Raw genomic sequence first — 25560 nt, 5'->3', positions numbered from 1 at the left:
TCGGACCTCATCATGCAGTTCAGCAAATCAAACAAGCTCGCCAATGTCTGCTACGACATTCGTGGGCCGGTACTCAAGCACGCCAAGCGCCTCGAAGAAGAAGGCCACCGCATCCTCAAGCTGAACATCGGCAACCCTGCGCCGTTTGGTTTCGAGGCCCCTGAGGAAATCCTGCAGGACGTGATCCGTAACCTGCCTACCGCCCAGGGCTACAGCGATTCCAAAGGGCTCTTCAGCGCGCGCAAGGCCGTGATGCAGTACTACCAGCAAAAGCAGGTAGAGGGCGTGGGCATCGAGGACATCTACTTGGGCAATGGCGTGTCCGAATTGATCGTGATGTCCATGCAGGCCTTGCTCAACAATGGTGACGAAGTACTCATCCCGGCACCTGATTACCCGCTCTGGACAGCAGCCGTCAGCCTGGCGGGCGGCCATGCTGTGCATTATCTGTGCGACGAGCAGGCCAACTGGTGGCCAGACCTGGATGACATGAAGGCCAAGATCACGCCCAACACCAAGGCCATGGTCATCATCAACCCCAACAACCCCACCGGTGCGGTGTACTCGCGCGAGGTGCTGCTGGGCATGCTGGAGCTGGCCCGGCAACACAACCTGGTGGTGTTCTCTGACGAGATCTACGACAAGATCCTTTACGACGAAGCCGTGCACATCAGCAGCGCGTCGCTCGCCCCTGACCTGTTGTGCCTGACCTTCAACGGGTTGTCCAAATCCTATCGGGTCGCGGGTTTCCGCTCCGGCTGGCTGGCGATCTCCGGGCCCAAGTACAACGCCCAGAGCTACATCGAGGGCCTGGATATTTTGGCAAACATGCGCCTGTGCGCCAACGTGCCTAGCCAGCATGCGATCCAGACGGCCCTTGGCGGCTACCAGAGCATCAACGACCTGGTACTCCCCCCTGGGCGCCTGCTGGAGCAGCGCAACCGTACCTGGGAGCTGCTGAATGCCATCCCCGGGGTGAGTTGCGTGAAGCCCATGGGCGCACTCTATGCCTTCCCGCGGATCGACCCCAAGGTGTGCCCTATCCATAACGACGAGAAATTCGTGCTCGACCTGTTGCTGTCCGAAAAGCTGCTGGTGGTTCAGGGCACGGCCTTCAACTGGCCATGGCCTGACCATTTCCGGGTGGTGACCCTGCCAAGGGTGGACGATCTGGAACAGGCGATCGGGCGCATCGGCGGGTTCCTGCGCGGGTACCGGCAATAAGGGCAAGCATCGGGCACACGCGCTGCGCGTCGTGCCCGGAACATACCTGAAGGGCCTCCCGGCGGTCGCCGCCGCTACGTATAAAAGTCAACAAAACCTGTAGGAAACGTCTGAAGACACAGTTTGAAATAGTCGCCTGGTTGAATCACGCCCTTAGGCGTCTTATATAGCCGACTACGCTTCACACCTATCCGTCAGGAGTAACTCAACACCATGATGCGCATTCTGCTGTTCGTGGCCACCAACCTTGCGGTCGTGCTCATCGCCAGCATTACCCTTAGCCTCTTCGGCTTCAACGGCTTCATGGCGGCGAATGGAGTAGATCTCAACCTCAGCCAGCTCTTGGTCTTCTGTGCCGTGTTCGGCTTCGCAGGGTCGTTGTTCTCGCTGTTCATTTCCAAATGGATGGCCCGCACCAGTACGGGCACTCAGGTCATCACCCAACCGCGTACTCGTCATGAACAATGGCTGCTCCAGACCGTAGAGCAGCTGTCCAGGGAAGCTGGCATCAAAATGCCTGAAGTCGGCATTTTTCCAGCATACGAAGCCAACGCGTTCGCCACGGGCTGGAACCGCAACGATGCATTGGTCGCAGTAAGCCAGGGTCTGCTCGAGCGGTTTTCACCGGATGAAGTGCGCGCGGTACTGGCTCATGAAATCGGTCACGTGGCCAACGGCGACATGGTGACCCTGGCCTTGATCCAAGGGGTGGTAAACACCTTCGTGATGTTCTTCGCGCGGATCATCGGCAACTTCGTCGACAAGGTGATTTTCAAGAACGAAGGCGGCCAAGGCATTGCCTATTACATCGCAACGATTTTCGCGGAGATCGTGCTGGGCATACTGGCGAGCATCATCGTGATGTGGTTCTCCCGTCGCCGTGAGTTTCGCGCTGACGACGCCGGTGCACGCCTGGCTGGCACGGGTGCAATGGTCAATGCGCTACAACGACTGCGCGCCGAGCAGGGAATTGCAGTGACCATGCCCGACAGCCTTACCGCTTTTGGCATCAACAGCGCGCTCAAGCATGGCCTGGCCGGGTTGTTCATGAGCCACCCACCACTGGAAGCCCGTATCCGCGCGCTGCAACAGCGGGGCTAAGAAGGATCGCAGGCGTAGAGGGCGGCGCAAGTCGCCCTTTTTTGTACCCAAGGCCCTTGAGTGAAGCAGAGCTGTGATAGATAAAGGCTTACTGCCTGAGCTTACGCACGCGGGGAGACAACGGCAGTTAGCGAAGTTGGCGTCAGACGCTTTCACCAACTGTCGTTGACGTCTACAGTGCCTGGCGTTGGGTGACAAACCCATGCCACCCAACAGCTAACAAAAAACCCCTGTCTGATCGCTCAGGCAGGGGTTTTAGCTACAGCATTACCGCTTAGTCTTCACGGTACCGGCGCAGCTTCAACTGCTTACCAGCAACGCGAGTGTCCTTGAGCTTGGCCAGCAGGCGGTCCAGGCCGTCTTCTGGCAACTCGACCAGGCTGAAGCTGTCGCGCACCTGGATACGGCCGATGGTTTCACGCACCAGGCCGCCCTCATTGAGGATGGCACCCAGCAGGTTTTTCGCGGCGATACCGTCACGAGCCCCCAGGGCGGTACGGCAACGTACGCGACCTTCACCCAATGGCATTGGCGCACGACGCTCATGGCGTTCGCCGCTACGCTCACCACTGCGCTCACGTGAGGTAGTGGTGGTCGGCACCAGCGGCTGGTCACGTTCGACAGTTGCCAGATCCAGCGCCTGCCCATTGGTCGCCTTGCTCAGCAGTGCGGCTGCCAATGCACGTGGGCTGCAACCGATGTCTGCGGTGAGACGGTCCAGCAGCTCGCCATGGCTGGCTTCGGCATCTGCCACCAGCGGCGCGAGGCTGTTGGTAAGTTTCTTGATGCGCGCGTCCAGTACTGCCTGGGCATTAGGCAAACGAACCTCGGTCACCTTCTGACCGGTTACGCGCTCGATCACCTGAAGCATACGGCGCTCACGCGGCGTAACCAGCAGCAGTGCACGGCCGTCGCGACCTGCACGGCCAGTACGGCCAATGCGGTGCACGTAGGACTCTGGGTCGTAGGGCATGTCTACGTTGAACACGTGGGTGATACGGGGTACGTCCAAGCCACGCGCAGCAACGTCAGTGGCGACGACGATGTCCAGGCGGCCATCCTTGAGCGAGTCGATTACGCGCTCGCGCTGGTTCTGGGCAATGTCACCGTTAAGGGCAGCAGCCTTGTAACCCTTGGCTTCAAGGGCGCTGGCCAGATCCAGGGTTGCTTGCTTGGTGCGGACGAAGGCGATAAGTGCATCGAACTCTTCCACTTCGAGCAAGCGCAGCACGGCTGCGGCCTTCTGGTCGGCATGAACCAGCAGGTAAGCCTGCTCGATCGCCGAGACGGTCTGGGTTTTGCTTTGGATCTTGACGTGCTTGGGGTCTTTGAGGTGACGCTCAGCGATTGCCCGGATGGACTGCGGCAGGGTAGCCGAGAACAGCACAGTCTGGCGGGTTTCCGGCATGGCCGCGAAGATCACTTCGAGGTCGTCCATGAAGCCCAGCTTGAGCATTTCGTCAGCTTCGTCGAGCACCAGGTGGTTGACGGTCGCCAGCACCTTTTCGTCGCGACGCAGGTGGTCGCACAGGCGGCCAGGGGTGGCTACAACGATCTGGGCACCGTTGCGAATGGCTTTGAGTTGCGGGCCCATCGGGGCACCGCCGTATACAGCGACTACATTCACGCCAGGCATCTGCTTGGCATAGGTTTCGAATGCAGTGGCTACTTGTAGCGCCAACTCACGGGTTGGCGCCAGGATCAGGGCTTGCGGCTCACGCTTGCTCGGATCGATACGGGACAAAATTGGCAGTGCGAAGGCTGCGGTTTTACCGGTACCGGTCTGTGCCTGGCCGATCATGTCATGACCGGCAAGGATGATCGGGATCGATTGCTGCTGGATCGCAGAGGGTTCTTCGTACCCTGTGGCGACGACTGCGGCAACGATGCTGGGATGAAGTTCGAGCGCGGCGAAGCCGCCGGATTCCTGGGTCATGGGTCTGCCTCTAAGTGCATCCGCAAAGACCCATGCTCCAAAGCTGCACATGCCGTAAGACTTCGAGAGTCACCCTGGCAACTTTGGCGGCGGGGATTTGCGAAAACGATTGATGAATGAATCGTCAGGAGAGCCCGCTAGCGCGGACGTCAGCCGAAGCTGTCTTCGGAGAATGCTACCTAAACGTGGCCCGTTAAATGGCCGGCGCGCATGATACCTGAAAAGCGCGCCACCGGGTGAGTTTTTTCACCCCGAGACAGCGCTGCCTCGCTTGCCCCTGCCCGCTGCACCTAAGACGCCGGGCGCATCGCCGCGAGCAGGTAATCCACCGAGTAACCCAGGGAAGGTGCCAGTGCTGAGCACCGGTCACGAAGGGCCTGCATATCGAGCTGCTGATCCAGCGCGGCCGGGACCAGCAGGATGACGTTGCCCTCCTTGACCGGTAACTCCCAGTAATGATGACGGTACAAGCCGCGCAGCAGCGCAGCGCCAAGGGGCTTGCCATCGTTGCCGGCCCACTGGTTGATGATCAGCCAGCCGCCGGGGCTGAGCCGCTGCTGGCATTGCTCCAGAAAGCGCCAGGCCAGGTGAGCCACACCCGGCCCCTGATCGGTGTACAGGTCAACGAATATCAGGTCGGCGGACTCGGCGGTGGGCAATAGCGCCAACGCGTCGCCAATACGGATATACAGCCGCGGATCATCGGTAAGCCCAAGGTACTCCATGGCCAGGCGCGGCACGTCCGGGCGCAACTCGATGCACTCCACATCCTCCAGAGGCAGGTGGGCCAGGCAGGCTTGCGTCAGATTACCAGCCCCTAGCCCCAAAAACAGCGCAGTTTCAGGGTGCGGGTGGCAGAGCGCCCCGATGAACATGGCACGGGTGTAGTCGTACTCCAGCCACGCCGGGTCGGGCATGAAGACGCAGCTTTGCTCGATGGCCGCGCCGAACTCCAGAAAGCGGTAGTCGCCTACCTCCCAGATGCGGATCAGGCCGAAGTCGTCTTGCACCTCTGCCAGCAGCCGCTCTTGGCTGGCAGCGGGGGCAGGCGGGGTTGGTTGGTCCACGGCGGGCCCGTCTCCAAGCGGAAACCGCGCATTCTCCTCCACTGCCTGGCGATTGACCAGCGCAGCACATCGTTGGGCAGTGCGGTAGTATTTCGGTTTTGACACGCCTATCCCATTGCCACGAGGTTCACCATGCCCGCCCCTTGGAGCCCAGACAGCTGGCGCTCGCTGCCCATCCGCCAGCAGCCTACCTACCCCAATGCCGACCACCTGGCCCGTGTTGAACACACCTTGGCCGGGTTCCCACCCCTGGTATTTGCAGGTGAGGCGCGTGAGCTGCGCCGGCAGTTCGCTGAAGTGACACAAGGTCGTGCCTTCCTCCTACAAGGGGGCGATTGCGCCGAAAGCTTCGCCGAATTTTCTGCCGCGAAAATCCGCGATACGTTTAAAGTGCTGCTGCAAATGGCGGTGGTCATGACCTTCGCCGCAGGCTGCCCCGTGGTGAAGGTGGGTCGCATGGCAGGCCAGTTTGCCAAGCCTCGCTCAGGGGACGGTGAAACTCAGGGCGACCTTACCTTGCCCGCCTACCGAGGCGACATCGTCAACGGCATCGGTTTTGATACCAAGAGCCGTACCCCCGACCCTGAACGCCTGATGCAGGCGTACCATCAATCCACGGCCAGCCTGAACCTGTTACGCGCGTTTGCCCAAGGTGGCTTCGCCGACCTGCATCAGGTGCACAAATGGAACCTGGATTTCATCGCCGGCTCCTCGCTAGCGGACAAATACCATCGACTTGCTGACCGCATCGACGAAAGCCTGGGGTTCATGCGTGCCTGCGGCCTGGACAACCTGCCGCAACTGCGAGAAACCAACTTCTTCACTGCTCACGAAGCGTTGCTGCTCAATTTTGAGCAGGCGTTCGTGCGCCGCGACAGCCTGACCAACGATTGGTATGACTGCTCAGCACACATGCTGTGGATTGGTGACCGCACTCGCCAGCTCGACGGTGCCCATGTGGAATTTCTGCGCGGCGTGAACAACCCCATTGGGGTAAAAGTTGGGCCGAGCATGAGCAGCGAAGACCTGGTGCGGCTGATCGATATCCTTAACCCGGAAAACGACCCTGGCCGCCTCAACCTGATCGTGCGCATGGGCGCGGGCAAGGTGGGCGAGCACCTCCCGCGGCTGTTGCGCGCCGTGGAACAGGAAGGCAAGCATGTGTTGTGGAGTTGCGACCCCATGCACGGCAATACCATCAAGGCCAGCAGCGGCTATAAAACCCGGGATTTTGCCCAGATCCTTGAAGAGGTAAAGGATTTCTTCCAGGTGCATCAAGCCGAAGGCACCTACGCGGGGGGCATTCATATCGAGATGACCGGCCAAAACGTGACCGAATGCATTGGTGGCGCCCGCCCTATCACCGAGGACGGTTTATCCGACCGCTACCACACCCATTGCGACCCCAGGCTTAATGCTGATCAGTCGCTGGAACTGGCGTTCATGATTGCCGAAACCTTGAAAGCCGTACGGCGCTAACCCTGGGTATAGGGCAGCAATGCCAGGCCCTCGGGCCTGGCGCACTGAACCTGCACCGTCTCCAGCCCCAGCCAGGCCGCCAACCCCAACAGGGCACGGCCCAGCGCCTGGAGGGCGTCAGGGTTCAAACCCTGAGGCTGCGCGTGGAGGGCATGCACGCGTAGGCACGAGGCAGCCCTGTCAGCCCGCACATCGACCCGTGCAGGCAACTGCTCCTGGTAGAGAAAGGGCATCACGTAGTAGCCATACACCCGCTTGGCGGGGGGCGTGTAGAACTCCAACCGGTAGCGAAAGCCAAACAACCGCTCCAAGCGGTCCCGGTCCCATACCAACGAGTCAAAGGGTGACAACAACGCCTGCGCCGTCACCGGCCGGGGTAGCCGTTGAATAGGTACGCACCAGGCCGGGCGCTGCCAGCCCTCTACCTCGCAGCGCAGCAGACTGCCTGCCTCTGCTAACTCATATAACCGCAACCGCGTGTGTTCCGGGCTGAGGCGAAAATAGGCGCGTAGATCCTGCTCGGTCGCTACACCCATGGCCTTGGCAGCGTGCAGTAACAGTGCTCGCTGCGCTTCAGCGGGTTCTGGGGTAGGGGTGGCCAGTATGTTTGGGGGCAGTACCCGCTCGGGCAGGTCGTAGAACCGCTCGAAGCCCACTCGGTAGGCCACCGTGACCTGCCCTGCGGCGAACAGCCATTCCAGGGCCATCTTTTCAGCGGTCCAGTCCCACCAGGGCCCCGCCCTGGCCGTCCGCGTAGCGAGGCTGCCCGCCGACAGCGCGCCCTGGTCTCGCACACGCCCCAGCACGGCGGCTACCTGCTCCGGCTGTTCGGCACCAAAGCGGGCAAGCTGTTGATAGATCCCCTGCCCTGCCGCGGCGTTAGCCATCCGCCAGCGCAGCAACGGTTGCAGCGCCACAGGCAGCAATGAGGCCTCATGCCCCCAATACTCGAATAACCGGCGGCTTTTGTGTGGCCCCCATGCCATTGCATCCAGCGCGTCCCTGGAATAGGCACCCAGCCGGGCGTACAACGGCAGGTAATGAGAACGCACCAGCGCATTGACCGAATCCAACTGCAGCGCCCCCACGCGCTCGATCACCGCTGACAGGTGACGAGGGCTGGGCGAGCTATCGGCGCGGCTTCCAAAGCCTTGTGACCACAGCGCAAGGCGGCGGGCTTCACTGGCAGAGAAGCGTAGGCGGGGCGTTATCGACATGCGGGGTTACACCTTAAGCGCTAGCAACAGTGCGCAAAGCAGCAAGAAACCACAGAAGGCCAGGCGCAACGTGCGCTCAGACAAGGCATACGCCAGGCGCACCCCCCAACTGATGCTAAGCAACCCCCCTACTGCCATCGCGGCGCCCATGGGCCAATTGACGTGATGATGCAGCGCATAGGTGACGAGAGTAATCCCTGTACTGGGCGCCGCCAAGGCCAGGGACAAGCCTTGGGCCACCACTTGGGAAGCACCGAACACCGCCGTTAATGCAGGCGTGGCCACCACGGCGCCGCCGACCCCGAACAGCCCGCCCACCAGCCCTGCCACGCCCCCTAATGCTCCCAGCCAGGGCCAACCATGTTTGAGCTGGGGCTGTGGTGTCGGCGTGCGGCTCATCAGGCACAAGACATTCAACGCGATCAAGACCAGCAGAAACCCGATGAAGCCTTTACGCATGGCAGTAGCGTCTAGCCCAAGCGCCAACAACGAGCCCACCCACGCGCACACCAACCCGGCGGCGCCTAACGCCACAGCGTGCCGAGGGTCGATCCGGTTGCGTTGGTGGTAGCGCCATAGGGCAAGTAGGACGTTAGGCACTACCATCACCAGTGCAGTGCCCTGCGCCAGTTGTTGATCGAGCCCGAACAGTAGACCGAGGGCCGGGATGGCAATGAGCCCTCCGCCAATCCCGAACAGCCCACCCAGCGTGCCTAACAGCGCACCAAACACCCCATAACCTAGCCACTCCACCGGGCTACCTCCTCTAAAAGAAACAGATCGTACGGTAAATGAACATTTAACGAACTTCTGAATGCCTGCACGGTTCGAAAATTCAAGTTGCTCACCCTCTTAACACATAGAGCCGGCATGGATTGAATGGCACACTAAATACACGTGCAGCACTATTTCTAGTCATTCGACATCAAGGATTAGCATGAAAGCCGAACACTCCTCCAAACAGACGGCCGATTCTGGCGATCGCTTGCTGCTGGATAACCAGCTGTGCTTTGCCCTGTACTCCACATCCCTGCTGATGACCAAGGTCTATAAGCCATTGCTCATCAAGCTGGGGCTGACCTACCCGCAATACCTGGCCATGCTGGTGCTTTGGGAGCATGACGGAATGACGGTGGGTGAAATCAGCACGCGCCTGCTCACGGACCCAGGGTCCCTTACCCCATTACTCAAGCGCCTGGAAAGTATTGGGCTACTCAGCCGTACCCGCAGCAAGGAAGACGAGCGCGTTGTGATCGTGAACCTGACCGCCCAAGGGCGTACGCTGCGTGAAGAGGCCATACAAGTGCCGGCGTGCGTTATAAAAGCGGTGGCACTGGAGCCTTCGGAGATGGACAGCCTACAAACGACCCTGCTAGAGCTGCGAGCACGCCTGCAAGACAACGTGTAACTCCCCCTGCCTACCCAGGTGCGCCTTGCTTGGGTAGGTGATCGCCACTCGTCAGACCAACCGCCCATGCCTTGCCAAGCCGCAACAGGCCCTATAGATTCACAACCCATTATTTTGTACGCAAAATTATCATACACAAGATAAGGTATTGAATCATGCAAACTCTTTATACCGGCACCTCTACTGCCACCGGCGGCCGCGACGGCCGTGCCAGCTCTAGCGACAAAGCGCTCGACGTGCAGCTGTCTACCCCCACCGGCCTGGGTGGCAGTGGTGGGCCAGGCACCAACCCGGAGCAACTGTTCGCAGCCGGTTATTGCGCGTGCTTTATCGGCGCCTTGAAATTTGTGTCGGCTCAGCAAAAGCGCAGCCTGCCTGCTGACGTGTCCGTTACCGCCGATGTAGGTATCGGGCAGATTGAAGGGGGCTTTGGCCTGGACATCGACCTGAAGGTCAGCCTGCCCGGCCTGGAACAGGCAGACGCCGAAGCGTTGGTTGAGGCCGCGCACAAGGTGTGCCCGTACTCCAATGCAACGCGCGGCAATGTGGATGTCCGTCTGCACGTACTGGTGTAACGCCTGCAGGTGTGTCGCAGGTACAAAAAACCCGGCGTCAGCCGCAATGCTGTTCACTTAAGGATTGTTGACTAATCCTCAGGCAGCAGGAAAATCCGGAATCTAATTATGGATTCCGGATTTTTTATGTCTGTCGCTCAGGATTTAGGCACTGTTCTGGACTTTGCTGAGCAGCCTCTCTCGCGCCTCGACGTCTTTACCGATCACATTCCGCAAGAGTGGATCAGCACTGCCGTAACTTTGGCGGAGAAGGCGACCATCCGACGTCGACGCCTGCCCTCTGACATGGTGCTCTGGCTAGTTGTCGGGATGGCGCTTTTTAGAGGCGAGCCGATCGTCGAGGTCGCGCGCCGACTCAATATCTGCGCCGAAGGCTTGGCCAATGAGGTGCTCCTGGCAAAAAGCGGCTTGTCACAGGCGCGTCAGCGCCTGGGCAATCAGCCTGTGCAATGGCTATTTCGACAGTGCGCCAATGCCTGGGGATACGAGCGTTACCCGCAAGACGACTGGCATGGACTCCAGGTTTTTGCCGTAGATGGCGCTTTGTTCCGAACGCCGGAAACACCGCAGTTACGGGAGCACTTCGGCTCAGGCAACACCTCCTCCAATCGGCAGACGCCGTACCCGGTGCTGCGTCTTGTCGCCCTGATGAATGCCCGCTCCCACATCATCGCCAATGCAGCCATCAGCCCTTACCGCAAGGGAGAAATCCCTTTGGCCAAGGACTTTATCGAGAGCATACCCAGCCACTCGGTCACCTTGCTGGACAAGGGTTTTTTCAGCGCTGATCTGTTGTTAAGCATTCAAAACGCTGAGCAGGACAGACACTGGATGGTCCCCGAGCGCAAGGGCACGGTCAGAACCGAAGTCGAACACTACGGCGATGGCGATTATCTGGTGCAGATGAAGGTCTCGCCGCAGGCACGTAAAAAGAATCCGGCTTTACCTGAGTACTGGCAAGTGCGCGCGGTGACCTACGACGTCGAAGGAAAAGAGAAGACGGTCTTTACCTCGCTTCCGGCCGCAAAATTCAGCGCAGAACAGGTCGCAACGCTTTACCACGAGCGCTGGGAAATTGAGTTGGGGTTCAGGGATATCAAAAGCTCGATGCAAGACAATGCACTGACGCTTCGCAGCAAGACCGTGGATTTGGTGTATCAGGAATTATGGGGGGTATTGCTGGCTTATAACGTGGTTCGCCGGGAAGCCAGTCAGGCTGCGGTTGCTCACAAGCGAGCGCCGAGCGAAGTCAGTTTCAAGTTTGCCTGTCAGCACATCGCCAGCCATTTGGTGGTCATGGCTGGGGCGGTATCGCCGTCCCATACCCCAAGGCGCCTGGAAGAACTTCGGGGCAGTATCGGCGTGCTCTTCATAACAAAACGCCCCAGACCGGCAAGGCCCAGGGCGGTGAAGATGTCAAAAACCCGGTATCCAGTTAACCGCAAGGCTGCTCCGCTTAAGTGAACAGCATTGCGGCGTCAGCCGGGTTTTTGTCACTCGGGCACGCCTTACTTCGCACGGCCTTTGTATGAACCGCCTTCGCGAGTGTCGATCTCGATCATGTCGCCGATTTCAATGAAATCTGCAACCGACAGCTCGGTGCCGTTCTTCAGCTTGGCAGGCTTCATGACCTTGCCGGAGGTGTCGCCACGTGCAGAGCCTTCGGTGTAGTCGACCTGACGCACGATGGTGGTCGGCAGCTCTACGGATACCAGGCGTTCTTCAAAGAAGACGGCTTCGCACACATCGGTCATACCTTCTTCAACAAAAGGCAATACGGCTTCGATGTCTTCAGCGTTCAGCTCATACATGGTGTAGTCGGTGGTGTCCATGAAGGTATAGCTGTCACCGCTGATGAACGACAGGGTGGCCTCTTTACGGTCGAGAATCACGTCGTCCAGCTTGTCATCGGCAGAGTAGACCGTTTCGGTCTTGTAGCCGGTCAGCAGGTTCTTCAGCTTGGTCTTCATGATCGCGCTGTTACGGCCCGACTTGGTGAATTCAGCCTTTTGTACCAGCCATGGATCGTTATCAATCTTGATAACGGTGCCGGGTTTGAGCTCTTTACCAGTTTTCATAACGCTATTCCGAATAGGGTGGTGACGTGTCGTAGCCGCCTATAATAGCGAATTTCGGGAAAACTGCACCAGCGCCATGGCAAGGTCTGGGCGAGTGGCCAACTCAGCGCACCATTGCCTGGCGTGATCGCTTATGACCGGCCAGTGCGGCGCATAGGCTGCCCACGCGGTGGCCACGTCGCCATCCATGTTCCAGGCGCGCCACAAACCGCACAGTGCATCCTGGGCTGCCGGCGGCAGGCCATGGGTATACAGATCAAGGAACGCCTCAAGCTTTTCCCAATGCGCGTATTCGTCCTGCTGGTAAATGTGCCACAGCAGAGGCTGGCCAGCCCATTGCGCCCTTACGAAGGAGTCTTCGCCCCGCACGGCATTGAAATCGCACGCCCATAGCAGGTGGTCGTAGGTGTGCTGAGAAACGAAAGGCAGTACCTGTAGCCCAAGGCTGCCGCGGGTAATGGTATCGCCCGCCGCCAGCGCAACCCCTGACCAGGCCTGCACATCAGCCAGCACACGGCCCTCCGGGACAAGCATGTGCGTGGGCTCAGGCGCATTGGCAAGTTGATCGAGCCAGCTTGCAAGGCCCTGGTTTTCATAGGCGAATAGCGAAATGAATCGAGCACCCGGCACCGCCTTTACCCCCAGTGCCTGCCATAGCTGCGTACGGCCTTGAAGGGTTGCCTGAAACGCATGGCGCTGAGCGAGCACACCTGCTTCGCGCAGCAGGCCCCCGGTATCTTCGCGAAAGCCTGGGAAAAAGAAATATTTGCGCAGGCCACCTGACTTCATTGACGGCAAACCATGACAGCCGCCTACCCAGGTCTCGGCGCTCAGGTACTCCAGGTTGATCCACAGCGGGCGATTGGCCTGGGTAGCCATTGCGTTTTCGTAGGGCTCGGGCAACTGGCAGGCAAAGGCCTCAATCACCACACTGGCGGTGTCAGTCGCTTGCCAGGGGCTAGGCCAATGGCACACCTCGACCCCCTGGACCTGTTGTGTAGCACAGCCTGGCTGCGCGCCGGGGCACAGCCGAGCAAACGCCGCCAGGTCGTCGATCCAGAGCCGGACGGCCAGCCCATGCTCATGCACCAGTTGACGCGCCAGGCGCCAGGTCACGCCGGCGTCGCCGAAGTTATCGACCACCTTGCAGAAAATATCCCACCGGTTGTGCATGGCGCTCCCCTGAAGGTGGCAAAGCCGCAAAGTGTGAGGTGGGTATGCCCAACCTGTAAAGCCTGCCCGCTCAGCGAGGCGAGTGCTGTGCCACAATACCCTTACGCCTAGATGGAGCCTTTGCCATGCCACTTGCTCGCAACCGCCGCGCTGCTCTCGCGCACCTGTCCGCCCCACGCTTGGTGCTCTGCATTGTGCTGGGCGTCTGGCTGGGCGTCGTGCTTGCCTTGCTTACCGGCTGGGCCGTATGGCGCTACGGTTACGGGGCGCCGTTACCAACGGGCAACCAGCCTGCGCCTGCGTCGGTGGCTCCAGTGACGGCCTTGCCACCGCCCCGCCAGACGCCGCCTGTTGCACCACCTGCCCCAGTACCCACGTTCACTGCGCCACCCCAGGCCGAAGCGCAGGCCATGTTCGACCAATACCAACAGCGCCTTCGGGAGCAAGCCTTGGAGGACGGGGAAGCCGCAGCCAGGGCTAACCCGGCCAACCAAGGCAATGCGCCTTGCCAGTTCTGGCTGGAACAAGCCCGTACGGCGCCAAGCGCGCACGCCCGTGAGCAGGTCGTCGCCCTATGCCAATGATCAACAAGCGCAGCCTTCAGGCCTTGATCGTCGCGGCGCTTGAGCGTGACCTGGATGTCGCTCAGCGCGCGGCTCAAACCGCCTACGAAGCGGCGACGCATGAAGAGAATGTGGCGGAGAACAAATACGACACCCTTGGGCTGGAAGCCTCTTACCTGGCTACCGGCCAGGCACGGCGCATGGCTGAAATCACTCAGGCGCTGACCCGGCTACGCGCCTGGGCCGTTGCCGCCCATGCACCTGAACGCGGTATACAAGTGGGAGACTGCGTTGCCCTCGAAGACGCCCAAGGGGGCATCCGCGTACTGTTGCTGGCCCCTGACGCCGCTGGTCTGGTGGTGCAGGCCGGCGGCGAGACGATTACCTTGATTACGCCCCGCGCACCCTTGGGCCAGGCGCTGATGGGTAAGCACGAAGGCGACGACATCAGCATGGCCGTAGGCAAGCGCCTAAGTGATTACCAGGTGCTAAAGGTGTATTAAGCGTTAGCGCCTGGCAGCCCGCGCTGTTGCGCCATGCGCGAAGACTCCGCTACCACCTCAACGCTGTCTGCCTCTGTGGGCTTGGCCAAAGGGCTGTTCATCCTTAGCGCGTAGAACTGATCGATGTAAGTTTGGATATGTTCGGGCCTCAACGCAGGCAATTGCCCGTGCTGCTCTCCCATCAGGCGCCAGGCGATGAAGTTCACCACGGAGGCGACCGGCACCTGCATACGCGCACCGGGTATCTTGGCTTTGTCGTGGTGTGCTTCCACCATGTAATCCAGGCAGCCTTTGAACAGGCCCTGTAAGCGATTCTGCTGCTCAGGGTTCAGCAATGCGCCCTCGCCCCCCTTCACTGGGAGACAGTACAGCCCCGCCCAACCGTGGTACGCAGTGATCGCCGCCTCGCGTTTGGTCAGGGCATCGGTGCCATCGAACACCGCCATTTCCAAGCGGTCCGCCAGGGCGGGCTCCAGTTCGCCCGCGCCACCGTCCACAGGGGTATTGGCGCCACGGCGCAGCGCGTTGGTACCCATCAGAATGGTCACGTTGGAGAAATCCAGCAGGGTCTCCAACGCGACCGCCTCAAGCTGCTTACGGCTGGGGTCGGTCAAGCGCTTGATGCCGTCCATGTCATCGAGATCAGCCTCGTCTAGCAATAAAATCGGATTGGTGCACCCGGCCCGGTTGAGCAGTAAGCCAATCTTGCCCATCGCGTCGGTGTCGGCGGTCACGAACTCATCTTGCTCAAGTGCCGACCACTCCTTGGCCATGAGCGAATTGATACCGCCGGCTTGTTTATCCGGCATGACCAGGCTCTGAACGGGCAGCTCAAGTAATGTGGGCAGTACGTGTTCTGCATAGCGGCTTTTACCGGTACCGGGTGCGCCTGCCAGCATCATCATCTGCTTATTGACTGAGGGGACCTCAGCCCAGCGGTGCCAGTCGTCGGTGTCCTTGAGTGACAGCAGGTCGAAACTCTTGTCCGCCAAGAGCGCCGCAGGCAATTCTCGCTGCAATGACCGAGCGGCGATACCCAGGGTAAAGCCGCTGAGCTTGTCGCGCAGCTCGGGCGGGTAGCGATGCAGTTGCTCATGCATCCGCGCCAGCAGGTCAGCCCGCCCGGCATCGGTCTTCATGACCCGTACCTCTTGGGTCTTCATGGGCCGGCCAATCATGAAGTCCTGGCGCCAATGCATCATGCCGCGAATCAGCCCGTAGTTAACCTTGTCACCCTTCTTGGCAGCAGCAAACGCCTGTAGCAGGAAAATGTCGATCTTGCGGCAGCTGGTCTGGATATGGTCTGGCAGCGTCTTAAGGTAAGCGGCGTTCTCCGATTGGCGCCGCACGTGGGTTTTTTCCAGTGCCTCGGCGTAGCTGAGCTTAGCCTTGGTGGTGACCGCTTCGCGCACGCCGTTGAGCAGCTCCTTGCCTTCAAGGTACACCGGCGACAGCATCCCCATGGCGGTGAGCCCGCGCGCCGTGCCCTGTTGGTCGGCTGGAGCCTTGGCCTGGATCAGCGCGTCGACCATGGTGTAGGCACCATAGACCGCGGTGCCGGCTACCGCCCCGCGTACGAGCGCTTTCCCTGTCTCGGCCCCTGCTTTCTGCCAATTGAAGCTGTTGGCAAGTACGTCGTCGACATCCTTTTTGAGGGTGTCTTCCAACTCCCCATACGACGCCGCTACTGCGGGCCGCGGCCTCATATCCACGTGATCGGTCAGCTCGATATCAGTGGGGTGCGAGGATAAGCGGCTGTAGCGTTGGGTCGGCTTCAGTGCTGTGGGTAGCACCGCCTCGCCAGCGCTGGCAACCGCGTCAGCGAGGCGTTGCAGCGTATGCCGTATAGGCTGTGCGCCCCTTCTGGGTGAGGGTGCAGCGCTGAGGGGCCCGCCGCCTGCCCCCAGGATGGGCTGACTGTGGGTAGGGCGTGCACCGCGCAATGCATTGCCGGCCTCAAGGTCGATGTCAGGCGTAACGGCCCGACCCAAGCGAGGCAGCGTGAGGTGATAGGTCATATAAAAACGCTCCTAGGCGAGGGGGTTAAAGCACGAAACCTTGGCGGGACAGCTGCTGATGCACGCTCTTGCGGCGGGCAGTCAGGTGATCGATCGCGTGATCCAAGGCTTCCACACTCAGCCCCTGCGCCGGGAAGCGCAGCTGTAGGTAGAAACAATCATGACGTGGGTGCATCGAAACCACCGGGCCGTCGGCCAGGCAGTTCAGGGCCAGAAGTGCCCGGTACAGCCCAGATTTATCCGAACAGGCGCTGGCCCCACGCTGTGGGTCACCGAGGGGGGTGTACAGGTGCAGCGCCTGCTGCGGCTCGCTCCACTCGAAGAATACCGAAGTACTGTCGGCCAAGGTAAGGCCCGTGCAGCCGTTGGCGGCCAATTCGAAGGTGCCGATGCGATCACGGCGACCCAGCGAGCGAAGAAGATGATTGATCGTGTCAAAGCCCATGGTACATCCCAACAAAATCTAACGTGAGTAAACCCGGTATTAGCCAGGGAGCGGTCACGGATATGAGAAATATTAGTGTTATTATTCTCAATGAGTGGCGGTTCGAGGGTTTTGGTTCCAGACTTTTTTAAGTCGGGCAAGGGTGCGAATGGACGGCGCGCAGGCGAAGGCGATGCGCGATCAATGGGCGGGGCGGTATACGGGAAATAAAGCGCTAAATGCAAAAAAACTATTCAACGCTGTGCGCTAAAGGGGTTTCTAATGTGGCGGTGAGGAAGGGAGGCTTTTGCCAAGGATAAGGGTTTGACTGTCGCTGGTGTGTTCGCTGAGAACATCAGTGGTACAAAGCTGGATCGTCCAGAGTTGATGCGTTTACTCGACACGGCCAAGGCGGGTGATGTTCTGCTGTGTGAGTCGGTAGACAGGCTATCTCGCCTCTCGCAGGATGATTGGGAGTCTCTCAAGACCGCTATCAAAGCGAAGGGACTTCGACTGGTGGTAGCCGACTTGCCCACCACTCACATGCTGGTACAGGACAAGGGCATCACTGGTCAGATCATGGAAGTGATTTCCAAAATGCTATTGGATTTAATGGCCACCATGGCCCGGCCAGACCAAGAGAAGCGTGTGGAGCGTATTAAGAAAGGTTTGGAGAACAAGCATGCAGCCGATCCTAATGGAAGCCACCTGGCAAGGGTAAGAACATGGTCACTTGGACGCAGGTAGTGAAGCTGCTCAACAAGCATCCAGATATGATTGCTGATGACATCGCTAAGCTCGCCGAGTGTGGTGTTGCCACGGTGTACCGGATCAAATGTGAAACCAAGAATGCTCAGGGCTAGGTATAGACACGAATACAACAGACGACACCTAAGGAGGTGCAACGGATGAACGCTCAACCTAAAGCCTATCAGAGGCTTGCAGGCAGCATTGCTCTTTAACAATCGAGACTTATTTGTGGTTCCCTTTAGAGATTTGCCATAAGGCCCGGTCGGCATGCGCTTGATTGCTCTGGCACAGACCCAAGGCCACCAACTTATTTTTTCTGATTGCACGGGCAGTCGCCCTCAGTGTGCATCATCCGCGCGGCACGACATCACTGTTCCGTAAACGCGAGATTCTGGGTATCATGCTGATCCTTGTGAAAGCTTTAAAAGGAATTAAGTATGTCATTCGAAGCTTACCTAAAAATCGAAGGAATCCCCGGAGAAACACTCTCGGAAGGTTACGAAAACTGGATTGAATTACAAGACTTCGACCTCTCCGCCAGTCAGACAGCCTCCACTACAGCTACATCTGCTGGTGGTGCAACTTCTGGTCGTGCTTACTTAAGCGATTTGCTCGTCCGCAAGGCTGTAGATAATGCCACACCCAAACTTCATGAAGCTTGCTGTAGTGGCAAACACTTTAAAGAGGTTTCGATTCATATATTCAGAGCGGGCGATCCAAAAGTTAAGTATCTCGAAATAGTGCTTGAAGAAGTTATCTTTAGCTCTTTTACCTTAACTGGCAACGGCGGTCAGCCTAATGCCTTTCCTAGTGAGCTGATTGCGTTAAACTATGGCCGTATCAAACTGGTCTACTCCAAACAAAGCCGGAAGACGGGGCAGAGCGCTGGACAAGTTGCGGGCGGATGGGATGCCATCAGTAATAAAATTTATGCTTGAATAGTTGCGTGTGTTTGGAAAGAGAGCAAGTCATGAACTTTGAAATGCCAGAAGCAATACCGCCCGGCGTTAATGTTGATGTAAACATGAAACTTGCGAACGATCAGTGGAGAAAGGACCCTGCTATCGGTGCATTCATGAGCTGGTTTTATTACAAAGTACATAACCGTGGCCCCTGGGACTATAAACAGAAAAATAGCGCATGGGAAAATTTTGGCAATTTTCACTATGGTGCCGTGGGTAGAGCTGGTCAGCTGCCTGATCAAATTCTACTGAGAGCTGCGGGTTTTGCACAGAGAAACGCAGGCACGCAGAGCACCATAGTGGATTGGGGGAAGTGGTACTGGCGTCCGCCGTATGGAGATGACCCAACGGACCAACACTGGATAGAACAAGGTATTGAATATGCTAAGTCAAAAGGATACTAAGCCCCGTAATTTATACAAGATTTTATTTTGGGGTCTATTGAGTATTCTGATTATTAACTATCTTCTTGATACGGTGGTTGGTGGTATAGCAGATGCTGATGACCTTGTTATCAAAAAGGAGGTAAAAGGCGGGGCTTGGATATATGTGACTCACTACGGTGCGCCTGCAACCGATCTAGATACTTTAAGATTCTATATTGGCAATCAGATTCAAGGAACCGATCAAGAGATCTTAAAGAAACTAAATAAAGAGTCCTTTTTTATGATTACCGATAGCAGTGTGCAAGACGTGGTTATTCACGATACTTACAATGGAGTAGGTATTGACGTAAGAGGTGCTGTCTACAATTATTACAGCAAGCAGTATACCGACGGTGAAAAATTTAAGAGCTACCGCATTAGCTTGAATCAGCAAGATGACCGACGCTGAATCATGCTATGTGAGCCACTCCAGCTTAGATACTGCTCCAATACCTCGTCCAGCAGCAAAAAAAGCCGCCTTCGAATATACATGTCTGTTCTAGGCGGCGGGGACGTACTAATGCAGTAATTGCAAAACTTGCCAACAGAAAAACCCTACCAGTAGCAACCCGGCGCCAATCCCACATGCTACGGTAGGCACCAAGAACCATATCCATATTCGGTGAATCTTTAAGCTGTAAAGCTGGTAGGCCGCCGTGAACGCATTTATCGCATTAGGCCCATTCGAGGCAGTGATGATTTTGTTTGTGCGATTCATGTGAGCGTTACCCCAGATCATCTTCGTGATTTCCCATGAGATGAAAAGGAGCAGGGACAGGAGCGCAAGTAGTCCGCTTAGGGCATACAGCCAATTTGGCAGCTTCGTTATCAGTGTCGACCAGAACGCGAAATACCCAGCATAGCCTGCAACCATGACAAGGTTCGTATAGCTGGTAGCTTGAGTCATTAGCTTTTCATTAAGGTGCATCAGCGTTGCCACATCCTTGTCATGTTCACAGCGTCGCTGAAATTTTTTGATCTCTTCGATTTCTTCAAACATTAAGTTCACCGCGCCTGTTACTTGCTCGTTCCAATCACCTTCGCTTGGCCTCATAATACCTCTTTGTAAGCTAACACTAGTTTTTATCTGCCGGCGTTTTCTAACAACAACATCTATTGCACGTGTGTTATATCCCTCATCCTGCAAGACTAGGGCAGAAAACAGTGCATCCTTGCCCGTCTGTATCTGTTAGCCAAGCAACGTGCTCGGCTTGCTCCATTCAGTAGGTGGTTCATCACTAATCGTGACTAGTGCTTCATACGTACGAATCGCAGCAGCCGCTGCGGCTTGATCCATAATTTTCCGGGTAGTGTTTTTTGCCTGCTCCTTTTGAGTCGAAGGGGGGAAGCTCCCAGTCCATAAGGTCGTTAGCTTGTGCCTCGTAAAACCCGCCTTTGTTAATTCCGCGTAAAACTTGTCACGCTGGCTGCTGGTAACACCTTTGTCCAAGTCAAAAGTCAGTGTGGCGTAGAGAGTCATCTTATTCACCCCTCTCTTTATTCGCCTGCGCTACTACAGACGCCGCTAGCGCTTTGGTTTCAGCACTGTACTTACTACTTTCAAGGACCATACCGGCTTTGTGTTCCATCTCGGCGCTTGTTTGACTGCTGGTATTACGCTGAGCAAGGGCAGACGCTGCGAGGCTTTTCGCTATCCGAGAGGCTTGCGAATCACGCATAGTTTCAGATGCCTGAGTGGCAATCTTGCTGGAGGTACCTTTTGTATTCTTACTCATGGTAGTGATTCTCTTGGTAATGAGATAACCCCATGGCCGGCCAGCAGCTTGGAACCGCATGTGTTGACTGAGCTTTGCGTGTCCGTTGTAATGAATCGGCTCATGCAGGGCGTTCGTCTGGCTTGAGTGAGCAAGTGACTGCGTTAAGTTTGGTCGCTGAACCGTAGTCACTTGCGCCTTTTCCTTTGCCATTCTTGCCAAAGCCAAAAACACTACATGTAGTGCGTCGTGCGCTGGTGAACACAGGATATTGTGGCTCTCGGCCCATTGCAACATCAAGAAATGTGGATAAGGTGTGGGCAAAATGTGGGGTGAAACCCTTCTCTTGGCTGGGAGCCGCGCCAGCACTGGGTTGTAGGAAAGCACTTAGGAATTTCGCCATTCGTCATGTAGGGCAGAAGTGAAACCAGACTCAGTTCATCACTAGCTGCACTCAGCTTTTATAGGTGCTCTGATATATAGCTGCTGACCTCCCTGTCGCCTGATCTACGGTTACTGTAATCAGTTGGTCGCTCGTGCAGCACGAGCGATAAGTGCGTGATTTTTAAATGGTATTTCTACAACACCACATTAGAGAGCAACCCTTCGTTGTCGAAGAGGAGCGACTGATGATCGTCCTCCATGGCGAAAACTCAAAACTGGGTGTGCATACAGAATCTGTTCGAATCCTGATTCGAGTTAGGCAGTGAGCGGCAGCCGGTAGGCTGCCAGTGATCGCAGGGAAGCAGCGTGATACGCATTTGGAGGTCAGTAACATTTGCTTGGCGCAGATGACCGTCACACACTGAGAGATTTTGGTGTGTAACCTACTGATTAGAAAGGAAGATTTCTGATAGGTGGCGGACCCTCGAAGATCGACAAGCGCCAGTGATGTACTTGCTCTATTCAGCCAATAACGTGGGAGTAAATCCCAGCATTGATAAGCTAGAAGAATGTTTGATTATGCCGCGTGTAGAGCTTATCTATGCACTAGACGTACAGAGCGAGTATCGCCTGATCGAACGTCATATAAGCCTTATGTACTAAAGCTACAGCCTTTCTGAGAGAGGCCGTAAATACATGATCACGTATCCCCTCGGCGCTTTATGTAGAGTAGGTTGCACGTGGCTCGTGTACGCATTCTTGAAGATCACCGCCAATCTTCCTGATGGCACCTTGCCTTTCTTTGTTCCCCGCTACGCTTACTACTCCACACTTCAGAGTTAGAAGGAGTCACCATGGCCGAAATCACATATCCGTGCTATTGGGAGAAGAAAGACAATTCAGGACAGTGGTACTGGATTTACTATGCAAGCAACGGCAAGGCTATTGCACGCAGTAGTGAGAGCTATATTGCACGTGCTGACTGTGAGCGCTCGATAGAAATACTCAAAGGTTCATCGACCTCACCGGTTTTCTACGACAACTGAGGGCCGTAAGAGTAGTACAAACGTGTAGTGCAACGAAAAACCCCGTGAATCCTAAGCTACTGAATTCACGGGGCTTTCTTTATGTGGCGGTGAGGAAGGGATTCGAACCCTTGATACAGTTTCCTGTATACACACTTTCCAGGCGTGCTCCTTCAACCACTCGGACACCTCACCGTAGCTCTTCACACCGCAGTGTGTCGAGGCGCGCTAATGTAGTCGAAAGCAGCCTGGATGGCAAAGGCTTTTTTGATGATTTTCATGTGGTTGGGCCGACTTGCAGGGTACTCGCTGCAGTCGGCAACCAACCTAAGCGTCAGCTGGCCAGGTTCTTGGCCGTTTCTGGAGCATATTCAGAGTTAGCGATATTGCCTTTGTAACAGGCGACCCCTGCCTTCAGCGGCGATGTTGGGATAGCGCCATCTTTCACTGAATCCACCAGGCCTTTGACATTGTTTTCCAAGGTCGTACCCACGCCTTTAGCAGCACCGGCGATGCCGCCTGCGACGCCATCTTCGCTCTTGCTTATGCCTCCTGCAGTATTGCTTAGCCCAGGGATCATCCAGGTTTTTTCCGCGACCTTGCCCATCAGCTCCTTGAAGCCGCCCTTACCCTGCGCTTCAGGTGCGGTTTCCTGCTTCTGGCTAAGCGCCGCTCGCTCGCTCGGCGTGGTGAAGTCGACAACGTCCTTGCGAGGCTGCGACGCCCCCTGAGGTGGTGCCGAGTTGGGTTGGCTGTCTGAGACGTTGCCATACCCGCCGGATGGGGGCGTGTTACCGATACCAATGCTCATACACATCTCCTGCTAGGCTCGCGCCGATAGGGTTGCTGGCCGGGAAATTGCGGCTAAGCCTGTGTGGTCTCACATAGGATCGGGTTCCGAAACCATACGACGATTGGATCAGGCCGCGTGGAACGTGACCGCCGGGTCACCCTTCGTGCTTTACCCCAACCGGGGCGGTCGGTAACGTCTGCGCTTTCAACCTGAAGGAACCGCGTCATGTCCGACCTGATCGAGTACCGCCTGGAAGACGGTGTCGCCACGCTCACCCTCAACAACGGCAAGGTCAATGCGCTCTCCCCCGCCGTGATCGAGGCCTTCAACCACGCGCTGGATCAGGCCGAGGCCGATCGCGCCGTGGTAGTGATTACCGGGCAGCCAGGCATCCTTTCGGGTGGCTACGACCTCAAGGTAATGACCGCCGGGCCGCAGCAGGCGGTGGGCCTGGTGACCGCAGGCTCCACACTCACGCGGCGGCTGCTCTCCCACCCTTTCCCCGTGATCATGGCCTGCAACGGCCATGCCGTCGCCAAGGGGGCATTCCTGTTACTGGCGGCTGACTACCGTATCGGCGTGGAAGGGCCGTATCACATTGGCCTGAATGAAGTGATGATCGGCATGACCATGCACCAGGCCGGTATCGAGCTTGCACGTGATCGGCTGCGCCGGTCGGCCTTCCACCGCGCTGTGATTTGCGCAGAAATGTTCGACCCTGAAGGTGCGGTCAGCGCGGGGTTTCTGGACGAATTGGTCAGCCTGGACGCCTTCGACGCCGCCGTTGCCAAGGCTGCACAGCGGCTTAAAAGCCTGAACATGCGTGCGCACCGCAACACCAAGCTCAAGGTTCGGGAGGCGCTGCTTACCGCGCTGGATGCCGCCATCGCACAGGATCGCGACCAGTTCACGGTAGGTTAAACCTGGCACGCGCAATGTCATTTGCCGCTCGGTTTGGGCAACCGTAAACTGCATGGCCGTCGTTTTGAGAGTAGCGGGCATGCTGTATTTCGTTCGCATGGCCTTGTTGGGCATGCATTTTTTAGTAGTGGGGGTACTAGGCCTTTTTGTCGGGCTGGCTCGGCCATTCAACCCAGACAACAACCGGGTGTTCGCAAGGCTGTATAGCAAGCCGGCCCTTGCCCTGTTCGGCCTGCGCCTGGAGGCAGACATTGCGCCGCTTCAGGCCCAGCCGCCGGGCTATGTGATCATTGCCAACCACCAGTCCAATTACGATGTGTTCTTCCTGGGCGCCATCGTGCCTCGGCGCACCGCGTTCATCGGTAAAAAAAGCCTGGGCTGGGTGCCGCTGTTCGGTCAGTTGTTCTGGCTCGGGGGGAACGTGTTGCTCAACCGGGACAATGCCTACCAAGCCCGGCGAGCCTTGCACACCACCAGCCGCGTGCTGCGCGACGAACGCACCTCGATCTGGATCTTCCCGGAAGGTACGCGCAATACCGGCGACCGGTTACTGCCCTTTAAAAAGGGGGCGTTCACCATGGCGCTCGAAGCCGGGGTGCCTATCATTCCGGTGTGTGCCAGCCGCTACCTGCACCGCTTGGATTTCAACCGGCGGCACAGTGGGACCATACACGTACGCGCCCTGCCCCCCATCCCGACGCAAGGGTTAACCGCCAAGGACATCCCTGCACTCATGGCCCAGTGCCAGGCAGTCATGCAAACGTGCATCGATAAGCTGTCTGCGCCCACTGAACTGCGCGCGCAAGCGCCACTCTGATCAGCGTCATCACCGGAGCACCTCACCATGGGCCGAGTCGTCGCCGCGGCAGCCTACAGCGCTGGCAAAAAGATCACTGACATCGATATACAAGACGGCCGTAAATGGGCCTACCAAGAGGGCCATTTTGTGTGGATCGGCCTGGAAGAGCCCGATGCCGCTACCCTCGCCCTTCTACAGGTCGAATTTGGCCTGCACGACCTGGCCATCGAGGATGCACTGGAGCGGCACAGCCGGCCTAAGCTAGAAACCTTCGGCGACGCCTTGTTTATCGTCACCTACTCACCCGTACGCAAAGGCGGCCGGTTGGAGTTCATCGAAACCCACATTTTCGCTGGCAAGGGTTATGTCATCACCTGCCGCAATGGGCACTCTGCGTCCTATGCCTCGGTACGCCAGCGCTGCGAAGCGCGGCCCTTGCTGCTGGAACACGGCGAAGACTTCGTGCTGTACGCCATCCTGGATTTTGTGACGGAGAACTACCAGCCGGTTACTGAAAGCATCCATCAAGAAATCGAGACGCTGGAGCAGAACGTCTTGAGCCAAGCGCTGAATGAGCATGACATTCAGCGCTTGCATGGCTTACGCAGAGACCTGCTTAGAATGCGCCGCTACCTCGCCCCAATGGTAGAAATCAGCGAAGAGCTGCAACGGCTGGATTTCCCCTTCATCGACCACAACATGAGCCCTTACTTTCGTGACGTTCAGATTCACGTGAGGCGGCAGATGGAAGACCTTACCGGTATTCGAGACATTGCTAGCCACACCATTGAAATTGGCATGCTGCTCGAGTCCGCGCGTCAGAGCATTACGCAGCGCAAGTTCGGTGCGTGGGCCGCTATCCTGGCGTTCCCGACCGCCATCGCGGGCATCTACGGCATGAATTTCGAAAACATGCCGGAGCTCACGTGGCATTACGGCTATTACGCCGTACTGGGGGTTATCGTTAGCGGGTGTACCGCCCTGTACCTGAGCTTCAAGCGCTCGGGGTGGCTATAAGGC

26 protein-coding genes, 1 tRNA gene and 1 pseudogene are annotated in these 25560 nt (G+C 57.6%); 16 read left to right on the top strand and 12 right to left on the bottom strand.

Features of this window, described 5'->3' with window-relative positions:
• Positions 1-12 precede the first annotated feature (12 nt).
• Together AC4LE2_RS05845 and htpX are read left to right on the top strand one after the other, a co-directional pair.
• On the top strand, positions 13-1224 hold the full coding sequence (locus AC4LE2_RS05845) for a pyridoxal phosphate-dependent aminotransferase (protein ID WP_491824781.1): 1212 nt from the start codon (positions 13-15) through the stop codon (positions 1222-1224).
• 213 nt (positions 1225-1437) lie between these two features.
• Positions 1438-2325, top strand: a complete 888-nt coding sequence (htpX, locus tag AC4LE2_RS05840; RefSeq protein WP_491824780.1) for a protease HtpX — start codon at positions 1438-1440, stop codon at positions 2323-2325.
• Between the two features lie 274 nt (positions 2326-2599).
• Here the strand turns inward: htpX and AC4LE2_RS05835 are convergent, their stop codons facing one another.
• Positions 2600-4261 (bottom strand): DEAD/DEAH box helicase, encoded by a 1662-nt coding sequence (locus AC4LE2_RS05835; RefSeq protein WP_491824779.1) that lies wholly within the window; start codon positions 4259-4261, stop codon positions 2600-2602.
• Between the two features lie 290 nt (positions 4262-4551).
• Positions 4552-5328: a spermidine synthase gene (locus AC4LE2_RS05830; protein ID WP_491828060.1), complete on the bottom strand. Its 777-nt coding sequence runs from the start codon at positions 5326-5328 to the stop codon at positions 4552-4554.
• A gap of 132 nt (positions 5329-5460) precedes the next feature.
• Here AC4LE2_RS05830 and AC4LE2_RS05825 point away from each other — a divergent pair, with 132 nt between their 5' ends.
• Positions 5461-6807: a class II 3-deoxy-7-phosphoheptulonate synthase gene (locus AC4LE2_RS05825; protein ID WP_491824777.1), complete on the top strand. Its 1347-nt coding sequence runs from the start codon at positions 5461-5463 to the stop codon at positions 6805-6807.
• Here AC4LE2_RS05825 and AC4LE2_RS05820 read toward each other — a convergent pair.
• Together AC4LE2_RS05820 and AC4LE2_RS05815 are read right to left on the bottom strand one after the other, a co-directional pair.
• Entirely contained in the window at positions 6804-8018 is a 1215-nt protein-coding gene (locus tag AC4LE2_RS05820) for a winged helix-turn-helix domain-containing protein (RefSeq protein WP_491828059.1), read from the bottom strand. The genes AC4LE2_RS05825 and AC4LE2_RS05820 overlap by 4 nt on opposite strands.
• 12 nt (positions 8019-8030) lie before the next feature.
• Positions 8031-8777 (bottom strand): sulfite exporter TauE/SafE family protein, encoded by a 747-nt coding sequence (locus AC4LE2_RS05815; RefSeq protein WP_491824776.1) that lies wholly within the window; start codon positions 8775-8777, stop codon positions 8031-8033.
• 184 nt (positions 8778-8961) lie between these two features.
• Here AC4LE2_RS05815 and AC4LE2_RS05810 point away from each other — a divergent pair, with 184 nt between their 5' ends.
• From AC4LE2_RS05810 to AC4LE2_RS05800, 3 genes are all read left to right on the top strand, one after another.
• Positions 8962-9432, top strand: a complete 471-nt coding sequence (locus AC4LE2_RS05810; RefSeq protein ID WP_491824774.1) for a MarR family winged helix-turn-helix transcriptional regulator — start codon at positions 8962-8964, stop codon at positions 9430-9432.
• A gap of 155 nt (positions 9433-9587) precedes the next feature.
• A complete protein-coding gene (locus AC4LE2_RS05805) occupies positions 9588-10007 on the top strand; it encodes an organic hydroperoxide resistance protein (protein WP_491824772.1) in 420 nt (139 codons plus the stop codon).
• Positions 10008-10115: 108 nt separating this feature from the next.
• Positions 10116-11471, top strand: coding sequence for an IS4 family transposase (locus AC4LE2_RS05800; protein ID WP_491824771.1), 1356 nt, complete (start codon positions 10116-10118; stop codon positions 11469-11471).
• A 44-nt stretch (positions 11472-11515) separates the two neighbouring features.
• Here AC4LE2_RS05800 and AC4LE2_RS05795 read toward each other — a convergent pair whose 3' ends face one another.
• Both AC4LE2_RS05795 and earP read right to left on the bottom strand, forming a co-directional pair.
• Entirely contained in the window at positions 11516-12085 is a 570-nt protein-coding gene (locus AC4LE2_RS05795) for an elongation factor P (RefSeq protein ID WP_491824769.1), read from the bottom strand.
• A 39-nt stretch (positions 12086-12124) separates the two neighbouring features.
• A complete protein-coding gene (gene earP / locus AC4LE2_RS05790; RefSeq protein ID WP_491824767.1) occupies positions 12125-13258 on the bottom strand; it encodes an elongation factor P maturation arginine rhamnosyltransferase EarP in 1134 nt (377 codons plus the stop codon).
• A gap of 125 nt (positions 13259-13383) precedes the next feature.
• On the opposite strand from earP, the gene AC4LE2_RS05785 reads away from it, so the two are divergent.
• Both AC4LE2_RS05785 and AC4LE2_RS05780 read left to right on the top strand, forming a co-directional pair.
• The gene (locus tag AC4LE2_RS05785) at positions 13384-13842 is read left to right on the top strand and encodes a hypothetical protein (protein WP_491824766.1); all 459 of its coding nucleotides are present in this window, start codon (positions 13384-13386) and stop codon (positions 13840-13842) included.
• Positions 13842-14324, top strand: coding sequence for a GreA/GreB family elongation factor (locus tag AC4LE2_RS05780; RefSeq protein WP_491828058.1), 483 nt, complete (start codon positions 13842-13844; stop codon positions 14322-14324). Before AC4LE2_RS05785 ends, AC4LE2_RS05780 begins: the two co-directional genes overlap by 1 nt.
• Here AC4LE2_RS05780 and AC4LE2_RS05775 read toward each other — a convergent pair.
• Together AC4LE2_RS05775 and AC4LE2_RS05770 are read right to left on the bottom strand one after the other, a co-directional pair.
• Positions 14321-16342, bottom strand: a complete 2022-nt coding sequence (locus AC4LE2_RS05775; protein WP_491824764.1) for a hypothetical protein — start codon at positions 16340-16342, stop codon at positions 14321-14323. The genes AC4LE2_RS05780 and AC4LE2_RS05775 overlap by 4 nt on opposite strands.
• A 25-nt stretch (positions 16343-16367) precedes the next feature.
• Complete coding sequence (locus AC4LE2_RS05770) at positions 16368-16787, bottom strand: type III secretion system chaperone (RefSeq protein ID WP_491824763.1); 420 nt, start codon at positions 16785-16787, stop codon at positions 16368-16370.
• A gap of 279 nt (positions 16788-17066) precedes the next feature.
• Between AC4LE2_RS05770 and AC4LE2_RS05765 the strand changes: the two are divergent.
• The 4 genes and pseudogenes from AC4LE2_RS05765 to AC4LE2_RS05750 all read left to right on the top strand — a co-directional run.
• Positions 17067-17629, top strand: a pseudogene (locus tag AC4LE2_RS05765) (recombinase family protein); the annotation flags it as partial.
• A gap of 324 nt (positions 17630-17953) precedes the next feature.
• Complete coding sequence (locus tag AC4LE2_RS05760; RefSeq protein ID WP_491824761.1) at positions 17954-18454, top strand: Hcp family type VI secretion system effector; 501 nt, start codon at positions 17954-17956, stop codon at positions 18452-18454.
• A 32-nt stretch (positions 18455-18486) separates the two neighbouring features.
• Positions 18487-18882: a polymorphic toxin type 44 domain-containing protein gene (locus AC4LE2_RS05755; protein ID WP_491824759.1), complete on the top strand. Its 396-nt coding sequence runs from the start codon at positions 18487-18489 to the stop codon at positions 18880-18882.
• Positions 18860-19312, top strand: coding sequence for a hypothetical protein (locus tag AC4LE2_RS05750; protein ID WP_491824758.1), 453 nt, complete (start codon positions 18860-18862; stop codon positions 19310-19312). Before AC4LE2_RS05755 ends, AC4LE2_RS05750 begins: the two co-directional genes overlap by 23 nt.
• Before the next feature lie 108 nt (positions 19313-19420).
• On the opposite strand, the gene AC4LE2_RS05745 is transcribed toward AC4LE2_RS05750, so the two are convergent.
• Both AC4LE2_RS05745 and AC4LE2_RS05740 read right to left on the bottom strand, forming a co-directional pair.
• Entirely contained in the window at positions 19421-19957 is a 537-nt protein-coding gene (locus AC4LE2_RS05745; RefSeq protein WP_491824757.1) for a hypothetical protein, read from the bottom strand.
• Between the two features lie 427 nt (positions 19958-20384).
• Complete coding sequence (locus tag AC4LE2_RS05740; protein WP_491824756.1) at positions 20385-21005, bottom strand: hypothetical protein; 621 nt, start codon at positions 21003-21005, stop codon at positions 20385-20387.
• Positions 21006-21856: 851 nt separating this feature from the next.
• Between AC4LE2_RS05740 and AC4LE2_RS05735 the strand changes: the two genes are divergently transcribed.
• Positions 21857-22048 (top strand): YegP family protein, encoded by a 192-nt coding sequence (locus AC4LE2_RS05735; RefSeq protein ID WP_491824755.1) that lies wholly within the window; start codon positions 21857-21859, stop codon positions 22046-22048.
• Between the two features lie 84 nt (positions 22049-22132).
• Here AC4LE2_RS05735 and AC4LE2_RS05730 read toward each other — a convergent pair.
• Both AC4LE2_RS05730 and AC4LE2_RS05725 read right to left on the bottom strand, forming a co-directional pair.
• A tRNA-Ser gene (locus tag AC4LE2_RS05730) sits at positions 22133-22222 on the bottom strand.
• 139 nt (positions 22223-22361) lie between these two features.
• The gene (locus AC4LE2_RS05725; RefSeq protein WP_491824754.1) at positions 22362-22838 is read right to left on the bottom strand and encodes a hypothetical protein; all 477 of its coding nucleotides are present in this window, start codon (positions 22836-22838) and stop codon (positions 22362-22364) included.
• Positions 22839-23045: 207 nt separating this feature from the next.
• On the opposite strand from AC4LE2_RS05725, the gene AC4LE2_RS05720 reads away from it, so the two are divergent.
• The 3 genes from AC4LE2_RS05720 (at position 23046) to AC4LE2_RS05710 (ending at position 25557) form a co-directional block, all read left to right on the top strand.
• On the top strand, positions 23046-23741 hold the full coding sequence (locus AC4LE2_RS05720; protein ID WP_491824752.1) for a crotonase/enoyl-CoA hydratase family protein: 696 nt from the start codon (positions 23046-23048) through the stop codon (positions 23739-23741).
• Positions 23742-23820: 79 nt separating this feature from the next.
• A complete protein-coding gene (locus tag AC4LE2_RS05715) occupies positions 23821-24558 on the top strand; it encodes a lysophospholipid acyltransferase family protein (RefSeq protein WP_491824750.1) in 738 nt (245 codons plus the stop codon).
• A gap of 27 nt (positions 24559-24585) precedes the next feature.
• Positions 24586-25557 (top strand): magnesium and cobalt transport protein CorA, encoded by a 972-nt coding sequence (locus AC4LE2_RS05710; protein ID WP_491824748.1) that lies wholly within the window; start codon positions 24586-24588, stop codon positions 25555-25557.
• Positions 25558-25560 lie beyond the last annotated feature (3 nt).

This window comes from Pseudomonas sp. 9.3L, from assembly GCF_058536285.1.
The sequence above is the reverse complement of the archived record's forward strand: the minus strand, read 5'-3'. Positions and strand labels throughout refer to the sequence as shown.

Coding starts and splice junctions, on each gene's coding strand:
- earP (WP_491824767.1), bottom strand. CDS start 13,258: ATGCACAACCGGTGGGATATTTTCTGCAAGGTGGTCGATAACTTCGGC.
- AC4LE2_RS05720 (WP_491824752.1), top strand. CDS start 23,046: ATGTCCGACCTGATCGAGTACCGCCTGGAAGACGGTGTCGCCACGCTC.
- AC4LE2_RS05795 (WP_491824769.1), bottom strand. CDS start 12,085: ATGAAAACTGGTAAAGAGCTCAAACCCGGCACCGTTATCAAGATTGAT.
- AC4LE2_RS05845 (WP_491824781.1), top strand. CDS start 13: ATGCAGTTCAGCAAATCAAACAAGCTCGCCAATGTCTGCTACGACATT.
- AC4LE2_RS05735 (WP_491824755.1), top strand. CDS start 21,857: ATGGCCGAAATCACATATCCGTGCTATTGGGAGAAGAAAGACAATTCA.
- AC4LE2_RS05770 (WP_491824763.1), bottom strand. CDS start 16,787: ATGGGCTTTGACACGATCAATCATCTTCTTCGCTCGCTGGGTCGCCGT.
- AC4LE2_RS05715 (WP_491824750.1), top strand. CDS start 23,821: ATGCTGTATTTCGTTCGCATGGCCTTGTTGGGCATGCATTTTTTAGTA.
- htpX (WP_491824780.1), top strand. CDS start 1,438: ATGATGCGCATTCTGCTGTTCGTGGCCACCAACCTTGCGGTCGTGCTC.
- AC4LE2_RS05805 (WP_491824772.1), top strand. CDS start 9,588: ATGCAAACTCTTTATACCGGCACCTCTACTGCCACCGGCGGCCGCGAC.
- AC4LE2_RS05835 (WP_491824779.1), bottom strand. CDS start 4,261: ATGACCCAGGAATCCGGCGGCTTCGCCGCGCTCGAACTTCATCCCAGC.
- AC4LE2_RS05800 (WP_491824771.1), top strand. CDS start 10,116: ATGGATTCCGGATTTTTTATGTCTGTCGCTCAGGATTTAGGCACTGTT.
- AC4LE2_RS05755 (WP_491824759.1), top strand. CDS start 18,487: ATGAACTTTGAAATGCCAGAAGCAATACCGCCCGGCGTTAATGTTGAT.
- AC4LE2_RS05810 (WP_491824774.1), top strand. CDS start 8,962: ATGAAAGCCGAACACTCCTCCAAACAGACGGCCGATTCTGGCGATCGC.
- AC4LE2_RS05750 (WP_491824758.1), top strand. CDS start 18,860: ATGCTAAGTCAAAAGGATACTAAGCCCCGTAATTTATACAAGATTTTA.
- AC4LE2_RS05775 (WP_491824764.1), bottom strand. CDS start 16,342: ATGACCTATCACCTCACGCTGCCTCGCTTGGGTCGGGCCGTTACGCCT.
- AC4LE2_RS05825 (WP_491824777.1), top strand. CDS start 5,461: ATGCCCGCCCCTTGGAGCCCAGACAGCTGGCGCTCGCTGCCCATCCGC.
- AC4LE2_RS05760 (WP_491824761.1), top strand. CDS start 17,954: ATGTCATTCGAAGCTTACCTAAAAATCGAAGGAATCCCCGGAGAAACA.
- AC4LE2_RS05725 (WP_491824754.1), bottom strand. CDS start 22,838: ATGAGCATTGGTATCGGTAACACGCCCCCATCCGGCGGGTATGGCAAC.
- AC4LE2_RS05785 (WP_491824766.1), top strand. CDS start 13,384: ATGCCACTTGCTCGCAACCGCCGCGCTGCTCTCGCGCACCTGTCCGCC.
- AC4LE2_RS05710 (WP_491824748.1), top strand. CDS start 24,586: ATGGGCCGAGTCGTCGCCGCGGCAGCCTACAGCGCTGGCAAAAAGATC.
- AC4LE2_RS05745 (WP_491824757.1), bottom strand. CDS start 19,957: ATGAGGCCAAGCGAAGGTGATTGGAACGAGCAAGTAACAGGCGCGGTG.